This window comes from Parabacteroides faecis, from assembly GCF_014647375.1.
Taxonomy (GTDB): Bacteria; Bacteroidota; Bacteroidia; order Bacteroidales; family Tannerellaceae; genus Parabacteroides; species Parabacteroides faecis.
Window position 1 is genome coordinate 207,873 of sequence record NZ_BMPB01000009.1, and the last position, 13,313, is coordinate 221,185.

The following is a 13,313-nucleotide window of genomic DNA, read 5'->3' on the forward strand; positions in this document are numbered from 1 at the left end:
TGTTGTGTCTTATTTTTATAAACTTTGAATTTATAGATTATGAAACTTGTTAATGAACTTTGTATAAACCTGCTTGGTGTTTTAGGATTACTAACGACTTTATCCGGATGTGGAAATCAAAAGGATACTATTCAATCGAATATTGATATTGCTGATTCTTACTGGGATATTTATTCTGATACATGGGTGGCGACCGATGCTTTGGGACGGACTATGCCGAGCCAGGAAGAGGTTGGTAATGTTAAGGATGACAAACGTCGTGTAGTCGGTATTTTTTATATTACATGGCATTCGGATAATTTGGCTAATTTGAAATCTCCTTATCGTGCAGATGTCAGTAAAGTATTGGAAGAAGCACCGGAAGCTCGTTTGGATGCTAATCATCCGGCATGGACGGAGGGATCCTACCATTGGGGAGAACCGGAGGTCGGCTATTTTCTGAGCCGGGACGAATATGTGATCCGTAAAGATATGTCTATGTTGGCTGATGCTGGTGTGGATGTCTTAGTTATGGATGTAACAAATGCCGTTCGTTACTGGGACGAATGGGAGACTTTATTTACCACCATGCAAAAAATGAAGGCAGAAGGGAATAAAGTTCCTCAATTTTGTTTCTGGGCTTTTAACGGACCGGTAATTTCGGTTGTGCAGGATTTGTATGATAAAGTGTATAAAGAAAATAAATATAAAGATTTATGGTTTTATTGGGGAGATAAACCTTTATTATTATATAATGGAAAACCGGCAATGGATGCTAATGGCGGCGGTGTAAAGAATCCGAATCCTCATTATGATCCGAAAGCTTTGACCGATTCTTCGCATCCCCATTATAATGATCCGGACTATACGAATGAGTTCTATACAGATTATACACGGGAAGTAAAGGACTTCTTTACGCTTAGAACCATGTGGTGGGGATATTATGAATGGGCTGGCGAACGTTTTGTCGGAACAGAAGGAAACTGGAGTTTCGGTTATGATTTGGGTGACGAACGGGTTTGTAAAATGCATCCGTCTGATTTGGTTGCTACTTTTCAGGGGAAAAATGAACAGGCAGCCGTTACTCCCGCCCAACATCCAACTTCCATTGTTGGAAAATCCTGGACTCGTGATCATAAAGAACCTCGATTAAATGACCATGATATGCCTGAACCAACTTATGTCCCGTGGTTGGGAAAGACAGTGGATGATCCTACTGCATATGGAATCTATTTTCAGGATCGTTGGGAAGAAGCTTTAAAAAACGATCCTCAGTTTCTGTATTTGAATGACTGGAATGAATGGACTGCCGGAAAATACAGCTCAGGAAAAGCGCCGGGATCGGAATTACCGGGACCGACGGAATTTCTGGGACGTAAAAATCCATTTTATTTTGTAGACCAGTATAATGCAGAATTTAACCGTACGATTCAACCGATGAAGGGAGGCTATACCGATAACTACTATATGCAGATGGCACAGAATATCCGTCGTTATAAAGGAGTCCGTCCGATACCTGAGAATAAAGGCTATCAAACGATGCCTGTAAATGGAAAGTTTGATAAATGGAATAAAGTTAAAGTCGAGTATCGTGATACTAAAGGCGATATAACTCATCGCGATTATAAAGGATATGGTGGAAACCATTATGTAAATAACTCCGGAAGGAATGATATTGTCTTATCCAAAGTGGCAGTAGATAAAGAAAATATTTATTTCTATGTGGAAACAATGAATAATATGACTCCTTCAACGGATCCGAACTGGATGTTGTTGTTGATTGATGCGGATAATAATTCTTCGACAGGTTGGTATGGCTATGATTATTTGATAAACAAAACGGTGGTAGATGGGAAATCGACCGAGTTGAAACGGTATGACAAAAAGAGTGGGGAATGGGTGACTGTCGGTGTTCTTCCTTATTGTATAAAAGATAAGTGCCTGGAATTGGCCGTGAATCGTGATGATCTGGGATTGGTCGGTGATACTTTTGTCTTTGATTTTAAATGGGTTGATAACCCGTCGGAATTGAAAGACCCAATTTCTTTGTGTGTGAATGGTGATGCTGCACCGAACCGTAGATTTAATTATCGTTGTATTTGGAAAAAATAATAATATAAAGAATGAAGTATAGCCTTTCCACACATGTTTTATCATCGTGGGAAGGTTATATGGTTTTACTGTTACAGGAATAAAACGGATAATTTGGTGTCGCAAACAGTGCTCCGAAGTACGAAGGTGAAAGGAAAATAAAAAAACGGGACTGCTATCTTTCCCAAGATACAATCCCGCTCCAAATCTAGAATAAATAATAGAGAAGGTTTACGGTTTCAATAAGAATAATGCAAACTCAAAAAAAAATTATCATCTTCTGTTTGGGAATCAGTGAAAAACTCTACTTTATTTTCCCGTGCCAGCCAGCCGACAGCGGCATATAAGTCCATATCCGAAAGACCAGTAGCCCTTTTCAATTCAGAAAAACTCCAGCGTTGCCGTATACGAACTCCATCCATTGTCCTCCAAACTATGCCGGCATTTGTACCTATAACAGCTTGATTCATCATTTTCTGTTCTTAGATAGATGTTACTTTTCTCTTCCACCACCCAGTGCATGATAAAGGTTTACCACACTCTGTATCTCAGAAAAACGGTTAGCCGTTTGCGACAGTTGCGCACTCAGTAAAGACTGGCGGGCGGTCAGGACTTCCAGATAAGTAGAAGTACCGTGCTCCATCAGCAGAGAGGTGCTTTTCAACGCCTTTTCCAGCGAAACGATCTGCTTGTCGAACAAGATCGTTTTCTCCCGGCTTGTCTGATAAGCAACCAACGCATCGTTCACTTCGCTTCCGGCATTCAGTAAAGTCTGCTGAAAAGCCAGGCTGGCTTCTTCCTGTTGTGCCTGCGCAATGCGGTATTGGGCAATGACCTGTCCACGGTTGAACAAAGGCTGTGTCAGCGAGCCGACTGCCGAAGCCAGGAACTTACCCGGATTGACAATCATCGCCCCGGCCGAGTTGGTCCAACCCGCACTCCCGCTCAGCACTACGGAAGGATAAAAAGAGGCACGGGCCTGATTGGTTCCATAGAACGCTGCTTCCAGTGAACGCTCTGCCGAACGGACGTCAGGACGGTTGGATAACATCTGAACAGGAACACCTACCGACAAGTCCTCCGGAAACTGTTGCTCATCCAATGTGCCCCGTTCAAAATAACGGGGCGTCTCGGCTAACAGCAAAGCCAGACTGTTCTCCACCTGATTGATCTGCTCTTTCAGATCGAGGGAGGATGCCTGTACCTGATAATAAGTAGCTTCCATCTGTGATACGGCCGCCTCATCAGCCATGCCCGCATTCTTCAAGGCACGGGTAGAAGAAACCGTTTCACGCCATGCCTCCTCCGTCTCACGTGTGATGGCAAGCTGTTCGTCCAGCATCAACAGCGTATAATAGGAATTGGCGATTCCGGCTACCAGCTGGGTCCGCACGGCCTGCCGGTAATCCTCGCTTTGTGCGTAAACCGCTTTTGCCTGCAGTTTAGCGTTGTGCATACGCCCGAATATATCGAGTTCCCAACTGGCAGTGACAGGCAGCGAATAAGTCTGTGTCGCCTTGCGGGCATCAAAACTGCTCACGGTCCCTTGCGGAGACAAGGCAAAGGAAGGCAGGAACGCCAGACGGGCGGACATCAAAGCCGCTTCAGCCTCCTTCACACGGAGTTGTGCCGACTGATAGTCAGTATTGTTCTGCAATCCCTGTTCGATAAGGGCCTGCAACTTCGGATCGGAGAAAAGCTCATGCCAGTCTCTGTCACCTATTCCGGCAGTGTCGGCCGTCTCTATCCCTTCTCCGTACAAATTGTCGGGTACGGCCATTTCCGGTTTATATTTACTGTATATACCACAACTGCTCAACAGAACAGTAACTGCGGATAACAGGATTATCTTCTTCATATTTTATTATTTTAGTTGTTTATATCAGACGTGCCACGCTCCGCATTACTTCTCTCCTGCTCCAGAGCCACCTGCACATCGGCTTCTTCTTCCATCGGCTTACGGATCTTCTCCTGTAAAAACTCGAAGATAATATAGAACACCGGAACTACGAATAACAACGCCAGCGTTCCAACTGCCATACCACCGACAACACCTGTTCCCAACGAGCTGTTACCGTTGGCACCGGCACCGGAGGAGAACATCAACGGAAGCATACCGAAGATCATCGTAAGCACCGTCATCAGGATCGGACGCAGACGGACCTGGGCGGCAGAATAAGCCGACTCGACGATACCCATTCCTTTACGGCGGCGCTCTATCGCATATTCCGTGATCAGAATGGCCGTCTTCGCCAGCAAACCGATCAACATGATCACCCCTGTCTGCAGGTAAATATTATTCTCCAGTCCGAATATCTTAGCAAACAGGAAACTACCCATCAAACCGAACGGCACGGAGAGGATAACGGCGAACGGCACCAGGAAGCTCTCATATAAACAAGCCAGGATCAGATAAATAAGCAAAATACAAACCACATAGATAAACAGCGTTTTCGCACCACCGCTATTCGATTCTTCACGGGCCATACCACCATATTCATAACCATATCCCGTAGGCAGTGTCTGGACTGCCACCTCTTCAATGACCTTCTGCACCTCACCGGAAGAATAACCTTCAGCCGGATTCACATTTGCCGTGATAGCGCTGTACAGGTTGAAACGGTTGGATACTTCCGGACCAAGCACCTTATTCAATGTCACAAACTGGCTTATCGGCGCCATTTCCGTTCCGTTGCGAACAAACATATTATTCAGCGACTGTTCGTCCAGACGATATTCAGGGGAAGCCTGCATCATGACACGGTACACTTTTCCAAACTGATTGTAATTGGAAATATATGCACCACCGCAATAACTGCCCAGGGCATCGAGTATGGTAGCCGGTGAAATACCTGCACGCTTACATTTGGCCGCATCGATATCGACCGACACCTGCGGGAAGTTCATCGCATAAGAGGTATATGCCATCGCAACTTCCGGACGCTGATTCAAAGCTCCCAGGAACTGCATAGTCGAGTTGTAGAAAGCCGTCATGTCGCCACCGGTCTTGTCCTGCAGGTTCAACTCGATGGAGTTACCCATACCATAACCGGGGATCATTGCCGGTTGGAAACTGAATATCTGTGCTTCCTTTATCGCATAGAACTGGGCATTCAGGCGGCCAACCACGGCATCCGACGAATGCTCTTCCCCTTTTCGTTCGCTCCAGTCTTTTAAACGGATAACGATCGTACCGTAAGAGGTTCCTTGTCCGGACATAAGTCCGTATCCTGCTACCTTTGCATAATGTTCTATTTCAGGTGTATTTTTCAATATATCCTCCAGTTTGTCCATGACCTTTGTCGTTTCACCTAACGTACTACCCGGTGAAGTGCTGACATTTACCATGATCACACCCTGGTCTTCCTGCGGAACGAGCCCTGTCTTGGTGCTCGACATCAGAAATGCCAGCAAAACAATAGCTGCTGCGGTCAGCGTCCATACCATCCAGCGGTGATGGATAAAGAACATGACACCTTTCTTATATTTGCCCAATACGGCGTTGAATGAAGCGTTATAGGCTGCACGAACTCGTCCGTTAAGACTTTTCGCACTCTTATTTCCATCCGAAGGACGCATAAGTATGGCACAAAGAGCCGGACACAGCGTCAAGGCTGAAATCATGGAAAGACCGACTGAAGTCGCCATCGTAATACCGAACTGCGTATAAAAAATACCGGATGTTCCTCCCATGAATGTCACAGGGATAAATACTGCCATAAACACGCAGGTACAGGAAACGATAGCCATCGTTACATCTCCCATCGCATCTTTAGTGGCAAGATAGGAGGATTTATATCCGGCATCGAACTTCGACTGCACCGCCTCCACCACCACGATCGCATCATCCACAACGGTTCCGATCGCAAGCACAAGAGCAAATAAGGTCAGGATGTTGATACTGAATCCGGCAATCATCAGGCAAGCAAATGTTCCGACCAGCGAGACTATAATAGATATGGAAGGAATCAGCGTACTCTTAAAATCCTGCAGGAAGAAATAAACCACGAGGATTACCAGTAAGATGGCAATAACCAACGTTTCCACCACATTATGGATAGATGCGAACAGGAAGTCGTTCGAACTCATCATCGTCACAAACTCCGTTCCCTTCGGAAGATCCTTCTCCATTATATTCATCTGAGCAGTGATCTTCTCATTCACAGCCGTTGCATTGGAACCTGCTACCTGGAATACCATGAACATAACGGCAGGTTTACCGTCCATCTCACTCTTGAAACTATAGGTAAGTGTACCCAGTTCCACGTTAGCCACATCTTTCAGACGGAGTACCGAACCGTCGCTCTGCGAACGGACAACCGTGTTCCTGAATTCATCCACACTCTTCAAACGTCCGCGATACTTCATCGTGAACTGGAAAACATTCATCGAGTTCTCGCCCAACGAACCTGTCGGCGCTTCGATATTTTGTTCACCGAGCACGGCTGTTACATCCGATGGAACCAACCCGTATTGGGCCATCAATTCCGGTTTCAGCCAGATACGCATACTATAGGTATCGCCCAACTCCATGACGTCGCCCACGCCTTCTATACGTTTGATTTGAGGGATCACATTGATGTCCAGATAATTGGCAAGGAATGTCTGGTCATAATTACCATCCGTACAGACAAACGAGTTGATCTGCAGGAAACTGGTTTGACGCTTCTGGGTAGTCACACCGATCTTGGTCACTTCGGCTGGTAACAATCCCTGTGCTTTGGATACACGGTTCTGTACATTGACCGCCGCCATATCCGGGTCCGTTCCCTGCTTGAAATAAACCTGTATGGTAGCCGAACCGGCATTGGTAGCAGTAGACGTAATATACATCATGTCTTCCACCCCGTTGATACTCTCCTCCAACGGCATGATAACGCTGTTCATTACCGCTTCCGCATCGGCTCCTGTATAGTTGGCCGTTACATAGACTGTAGGCGGTGCGATATCAGGATACTGCTCCACCGGCAGCGTAAAAAGCGAAATAAGCCCCACAGCGAGGATAAGCACGGAAATGGATATAGCCATCACCGGCCGTTTTATAAATATATTACCTTTCATAGCTTTACTTTTATTTTACTTGTGTTCCTTCACGTACCAACCCGGCACCTTCAGATACAATTTCATCACCGGCCTTCAAACCGGTCAGCACAACGTACTCGCGTCCGTCATTTATTCCGGCTACGGTAATTAACGTAGAAGTTGCTTTTCCGTCTACAACTTTATATACAAGGGTCTTATCCTGCATCTGAACGGTCGCCCCCTGCGGGATAACGATGCAGTCTTTATAGGTGCTCGGCATGATCACACTACCGGATGCCCCGCTGTGAAGCAGGCGCGACTCATTCGGGAAGACCGCACGAGCCACAACCGTACCGGTCTGCCGGTCGATCACGCCACTGATAGATTCTATTTTACCTTTCTTCCCGTACAACGAGTTATCATTCAACTGAAGATCCACTTCCGGCATATTCGCCAGAGCATCGTCCATCGTCCCGTGCTGCCGGGTCAGAGCCAGAAGCTGGTTCTCGGTCATGGAGAAATAGACATACATATCCGAATTATCAGACACCGTCGTCAACGGCTGTTGGAGGGTCGGTCCGACCAATGCTCCGGCACGGTATGGCAAAGCTCCTACAACACCGTCCGTAGGGCTCTTCACCTCCGTATAAGACAGATTATTACGGGCATTCACGACCTGTGCTTCCGCCTGCACCAATTGTGCCTTGGCTGTGAGAAACGTATTTTCAGCCGTTTTCAGGCTAAACTCCGAGACAACCTTCTGCGCATATAGTTCCTTCGAACTGTCATACGTCAATTCTGCTGTCCCCAATCCGGCTTTTGCCGCTTCCATATTGGCTATAGCCGTTTGCAAAGCTGCCTTATAAGGAACCTGGTCTATGATAAAAAGTACTTGGCCCCGACGCACTTTCTCCCCTTCCGACACGCAGAGCTTCTCAATAGTTCCCGATACTTGCGGATAGATATCGATATCCTGCCGCCCCCGGATAGTCGCCGAGTAGGAAGTTGAAAGTTCTTTATCAGCCAACGCCACTTTCATCACAGAATAAGAAGGTTTCACTTGTACATCCGGTGTTTGCTTACAGGATGTCATCCACATCGTACAACCGACAATCCCTATCAGTCGTATCCAATTCCCATTTACTTTTAACATACTATATTCTTTATAAAAATTGCCTCAAAAGTACGCGATGGGGATAAAAGCGTGATAACACAAAATTCCCGAATACTGTCCCATTTTCTTTATTACACTTTTTTAATAGCCTAAATACCAATCAGTAGACTTTTGGAATAAAAAAGATGAGAAATAGAATATTCCGGTTACTCTTTTAATGCTCATCTTTACACCGATAAAAGCAAACAGTATGGATAATAACGTAATAACAACGATAGACGTTGAGGATTTCAAGGACTTTAGTCACATGATAGATTATGTAGACAAGGATGTTGTGGCTGCCCGCAATCTGGAAGACATTTCTTATAATAATATTACCATCAGATTGAATTTCTTCCTGATTATTTCTTGTGTGGAAGGATCTATTCAGCTAGACATGAACAATAAGACCTATTTACTAAAAAAAGACGACATCATAATCTGCTTGCCGACTACGATACTGAGCCAGACAAAATTCAGTCGCAGCCATAAACTCAGAATTATGGGATTTTCCACCAACTTTTTACAGCGTGTCGTAAAAAGAGAAGAAATTTCCAATAACATATTATCTCATATTCATAAAAATCCCCTGCGGCATATTGAAGAAAAAGATAAATCTCCCATTAAATTATATGAAGACCTTATCATAAAGAAAATAAACGATCCATCTATTCATTATAAGAAAGATGTGTTACATTATTTATTTTCAGCCATATTCTGTGATATGATGGCTGCTATCTACAAGTATTCAGACACCGAACTGGATAATGAAGAGGAGCCGGAAACGGGCATAAAAAGGGCTTCTTATGTTTTCAAATGTTTCATTATGGAAGTATCGAAAGACAACGGATTCCACCGGTCGGTTTCCTATTATGCCGACCGTCTCTGTTATTCACCCAAATACGTTTCCTTTGTCGTCAAGCAGGTCAGCGGACGGACCGCCCTGGAATGGATAAACGACTCAGCCATAGAACAAATAAAATACCAATTGAAACACTCCGATAAATCGATCAAAGAAATTGCGGATGATTTCAATTTCTCCAACTTATCTTTCTTTGGAAAATATGTAAAGAAACATTTAGGTGTATCTCCGACCAAATACCGGGATATACCGGAAAATATCGGAGTCTATTAAGTAAGGAAGAAAGAGGCCGCCTGGTTAATGTGCGACCTCTTAAAAATAAAAGCCGGACTGTTCTAAAATCCCTTTCCAAACACCCCTACAGTTTAATTATGAATAATAAATGCTTAATGATTTATACTCAATAACGGCATATTCTATATTAGTACTTATCATTGCAGCAAAGATAAAGGATAAACTTTCCGGCATAACAACGAATATTTCCTTATAACTGTTCCATTTTCTTCTATTTGAGATTTTTAATAGAAGGTGTCCGATCCGGTTCCGAAGCCGGTTAGCTCTTTTTCAATGTAGAATAGAAATTTATCCGTACCTTTGAAAAGACAATCACGACAACCCCAAAAACTATTTTATCGGATAAATATTATAACATCATGGCAGACAACTATCTTGAAAAAAAATATGAAGAATTTCAGGCTAAAAAAACTTCTTCGGCAAAAAGCAGCTATGGCAAAAAGAAAACAAGTCCTATTCATAAAATGCGAAGAGTTTTCGTAACCGAAGGAGCCGACGGGATCGGTAAAGCCATCGTCAAGGCATTCCGTATGGCAGGCAACCGGGTCGCTTTCTGCGACCGGAATGAGATTTCAGGAAGAGAGACTGCTGAAAAAACAGGTACGACCTTTTATCCTGTTGACATCAGCGACAAAGAGGCTCTTGAAAGTTGCATGCAACATCTCTTTGACGAGTGGGGAGATCTGGATATTATTATCAATAATGCAGGTATCAGCGACTTTTCCCCGATCACGGAAACAAGTGTGGAAGATTTTGACCAAATCTTATCCGTAAGCCTGCGACCGGTGTTTATCACATCGCGGCTGCTAGCCATCCACCGCCAATCATTGGATACTCCCAATCTTTACGGCAGGGTGATCAACATATCATCCGCCCGTAATCCGATGAACGAACCGGGCAGTGAAGGATATGCAGCATCCAAAGGAGGCGTTCGTTCGCTAACCCACACACTCGCCTTGTCATTGGCCCCATGGCATATCACAGTCAATTCCATCGCACCGGGTTGGATACAAACACACGACTACGAACAACTTCGTCCGGAAGATCATGCCCAACAGCCTTCCGGCAGAGTTGGAAAGCCGGAAGATATTGCCCGTATATGCCTGACTCTCTGCCAGGAAGAAAACGACTTCATCAATGGGGAGAACATCACGATCGACGGGGGCATGACAAAAATCCGATAAGTTTGTTCTTAAAGATAAGTCATAATCTGAGAATCCTTTATATATTTGTTTTTCACAAATAAACAACGTTCACGTATATAAAGATTCAAGATCATGAAAACAAAAATATTCATAGCACTGTCACTGGTCATTTGCTCAGTTGTCCTTTGTAGTTGCGGTAGCTATATGACCGGCAAAAGTGCTGTCATGAAAATAGAGAAAGGGATGACAAAAAAAGAAATTGTCAGCTTGTTGGGTGATCCTGATTTTCGCCGGTTCGATGAACAGTATGAAGAGTGGGAATACAAAAAAGTCAATCCGCTAACAGCAGAAACAACGATCATAATCGTCGATTTCATTCATGAAAGAGTCAGTAACATGAACTCCTTCAACGGAGACAGCCACCCCAATCCTCCCGTTGCGGTCTATCCTCCGGGCGATATCGATTACGGAAAGCCGACACCTCCTCATCCAAATGGACACGGGAAACCTTCCAGAGCAGTAAGCGACGGGGAATTTCAACAGCTATACAACAAAGTAAAACAGAAACCGTTTAAAGACGATCAACTGGAGCTTCTTGAAATGGGGGTTAGCAATAAATATTTCACCTGTAAACAGTGCATACGCCTTATGTCTATCTATACGTTCGACGACGATAAACTGGAAGTACTGGAAATAGTAGCTCCACGCATTGTCGATTCCGAAAACTATGAAGACATTATCAAATCGTTAAGTTTCATCTCCAGCGAAGAGAAAGCTGAAAAAATACTACGCCGGGCAAGAAAATGAGTAAGTTCCATCGTATCTCTTCTCCTGCCGCCCATATCCGTCTGCCGGAAAAGTTCACTTATCCGTTCCATTACACGCCTCATCCTTTATGTGTGATGGCTGCGGAAGAAGTGCAGCAATACCTGCAAAGTAAAGAAGAGTGGAAAAACGACCTGCAACAGGGAAAAATGTTCGGAGTCCTGATCGTACGAACACCAACGGGTGAGATTGGTTATCTCGCCGCCTTTTCCGGTATCCTGGCCGGAAAAAACCTGCATGATTATTTCGTTCCTCCCATTTATGACCTGCAACAACCACAAGGCTTTTTCAGTATCGAGGAAGACCGTATATCCGCTATAAATGCCTGCATCAAACGGCTTCAGGCTGACGAAAATTACCTAGCCACCAGACAGAAACTGGCGGACACCGTTGCCCTGGCGGCAAAAACAATAGACACGGTAAAAGAAGAATTTAAGGAAGCTCAGCTAAGACGTGAAGAAAAGCGGCTCGGCAATCCGGACGAAAACGAACTATCAGCCATGATACGTGAAAGCCAGTTCCAGAAAGCAGAATTAAAACGGTTGAAACAACAGTGGAATGATCGTACCGCTGCCATACAGGCTGAGGTAAAGAAATTTGAATCTGAAATCGAACGGCTGAAAACAGAACGTAAAACCCGTTCGGCTGCTTTGCAGCAACAACTTTTCGAACAGTTCAGGATAGTCAATGGTAAAGGTGAAATAAGAGACCTATGCGATATCTTTAAAGATACGGCACAGAAAGTTCCTCCAGCCGGAGCCGGAGAATGTGCTGCTCCCAAGCTTTTGCAATATGCCTACCTGCACCAACTGAAACCTGTTGCAATGGCTGAATTTTGGTGGGGAAATTCACCGAAGATGGAAATACGCCATCACGGATATTTCTATCCTGCCTGCAAAGGGAAATGTGAACCGATATTGAAACATATGCTACAGGGACTGAATGTGGAGGATAACCCGTTACTGACAGACTTACACCGCCATACGGAACTTGAAATATTGTTTGAAGACGACTGGCTGCTGGCTATCAATAAACCGGCAGGAATGTTATCCGTTCCCGGTAAAACCGATGCCGATTCAGTTTATCAACGATTAAAGACACAGTATCCCGATGCTACCGGCCCCTTGATCGTACACAGGTTGGATATGGCTACTTCCGGAATCTTATTGATTGCAAAAACGAAAGAAGTACACCAGAACCTGCAGGCACAATTCAAAAACCGGACAGTAAAGAAACGTTATACGGCACTGCTGGACGGAGTGATCACTGCTGACAAGGGCATTATAGATTTGCCGCTTTGTCTCGATCCGTCAGACCGTCCCCGCCAGATCGTAAACGAAAAATACGGAAAACCGGCAATGACAAGATATCAGGTTCTTTCCCGTAGTAATAATCAAACACGCATTGCTTTTTATCCTCTTACCGGCCGGACACATCAATTGCGCGTGCATGCCTCTCATCCGCAAGGTCTCAACACCCCTATTATCGGTGATGAATTATATGGGAAAGGAGCCGAGCGCCTCTACTTGCATGCAGAATTTCTGGAATTCCGGCATCCAGTCTCCGGAGAAATCATCCGGATTGAAAAGAAAGCTGATTTTTAGTCGGTAAGCAGCCATTCAACACATTACCGATATGCTCTCTATTGACTAAAATCGGACTTCCGTTCTGTGGATTAATTTCGTACTTTTACGAAAAAATTATGTTCAAAGCAAATATGATTGCCCCTTGCGGTCTGGATTGCAATTTGTGCAATGAATCTTTGAAAAGAGAAAATCCGTGCCCCGGATGTAACGGCAGTAATGAATATAAACCTGAGTTTTGTTCCATCTGCTGCAAAATAATCAATTGTGAATTCAGGGGGAGTCTACAAGGTGATTATTGTGACAAATGTCCACAATATCCTTGCGAACACTTACATGAAAGAGAATACCGGTATATG

The 13,313-nt window shown here is 44.6% G+C and carries 9 protein-coding genes; 5 read left to right on the forward strand and 4 right to left on the reverse strand.

Translation table 11 applies throughout. From position 1 onward, the window contains the following. The first annotated feature begins 39 nt into the window (after positions 1 to 39). A complete protein-coding gene (locus IEY67_RS14860; protein WP_183672130.1) occupies positions 40 to 2,091 on the forward strand; it encodes a glycoside hydrolase family 71/99 protein in 2,052 nt (683 codons plus the stop codon). A 218-nt stretch (positions 2,092 to 2,309) separates the two neighbouring features. Here the strand turns inward: IEY67_RS14860 and IEY67_RS14865 are convergent, their stop codons facing one another. Genes IEY67_RS14865 through IEY67_RS14880 form a run of 4 tightly spaced genes read right to left on the reverse strand, consistent with a single transcriptional unit; the run spans position 2,310 to position 8,245 of the window. Next, positions 2,310 to 2,543 carry a winged helix-turn-helix domain-containing protein gene (locus IEY67_RS14865; protein WP_229801081.1) on the reverse strand — a complete coding sequence of 78 codons (234 nt, stop codon included), beginning with the start codon at positions 2,541 to 2,543 and terminating at the stop codon, positions 2,310 to 2,312. 20 nt (positions 2,544 to 2,563) lie between these two features. Then, positions 2,564 to 3,928, reverse strand: a complete 1,365-nt coding sequence (locus IEY67_RS14870) for an efflux transporter outer membrane subunit (protein WP_183672131.1) — start codon at positions 3,926 to 3,928, stop codon at positions 2,564 to 2,566. An 11-nt stretch (positions 3,929 to 3,939) separates the two neighbouring features. After that, positions 3,940 to 7,131 (reverse strand): efflux RND transporter permease subunit, encoded by a 3,192-nt coding sequence (locus IEY67_RS14875; RefSeq protein ID WP_183672132.1) that lies wholly within the window; start codon positions 7,129 to 7,131, stop codon positions 3,940 to 3,942. 10 nt (positions 7,132 to 7,141) lie between these two features. Next, on the reverse strand, positions 7,142 to 8,245 hold the full coding sequence (locus IEY67_RS14880; RefSeq protein WP_183672133.1) for an efflux RND transporter periplasmic adaptor subunit: 1,104 nt from the start codon (positions 8,243 to 8,245) through the stop codon (positions 7,142 to 7,144). A 211-nt stretch (positions 8,246 to 8,456) separates the two neighbouring features. Between IEY67_RS14880 and IEY67_RS14885 the strand changes: the two genes are divergently transcribed. From IEY67_RS14885 to IEY67_RS14900, 4 genes are all read left to right on the forward strand, one after another. Continuing rightward, positions 8,457 to 9,380, forward strand: coding sequence for a helix-turn-helix domain-containing protein (locus IEY67_RS14885; protein ID WP_122353857.1), 924 nt, complete (start codon positions 8,457 to 8,459; stop codon positions 9,378 to 9,380). Positions 9,381 to 9,760: 380 nt separating this feature from the next. Further along, positions 9,761 to 10,585 carry an SDR family NAD(P)-dependent oxidoreductase gene (locus IEY67_RS14890; protein ID WP_122353785.1) on the forward strand — a complete coding sequence of 275 codons (825 nt, stop codon included), beginning with the start codon at positions 9,761 to 9,763 and terminating at the stop codon, positions 10,583 to 10,585. Positions 10,586 to 10,678: 93 nt separating this feature from the next. After that, the gene (locus IEY67_RS14895) at positions 10,679 to 11,353 is read left to right on the forward strand and encodes a DUF4476 domain-containing protein (RefSeq protein WP_183672134.1); all 675 of its coding nucleotides are present in this window, start codon (positions 10,679 to 10,681) and stop codon (positions 11,351 to 11,353) included. Next, positions 11,350 to 12,975: an RluA family pseudouridine synthase gene (locus tag IEY67_RS14900; RefSeq protein ID WP_183672135.1), complete on the forward strand. Its 1,626-nt coding sequence runs from the start codon at positions 11,350 to 11,352 to the stop codon at positions 12,973 to 12,975. Before IEY67_RS14895 ends, IEY67_RS14900 begins: the two co-directional genes overlap by 4 nt. The last annotated feature ends 338 nt before the right edge of the window (positions 12,976 to 13,313 follow it).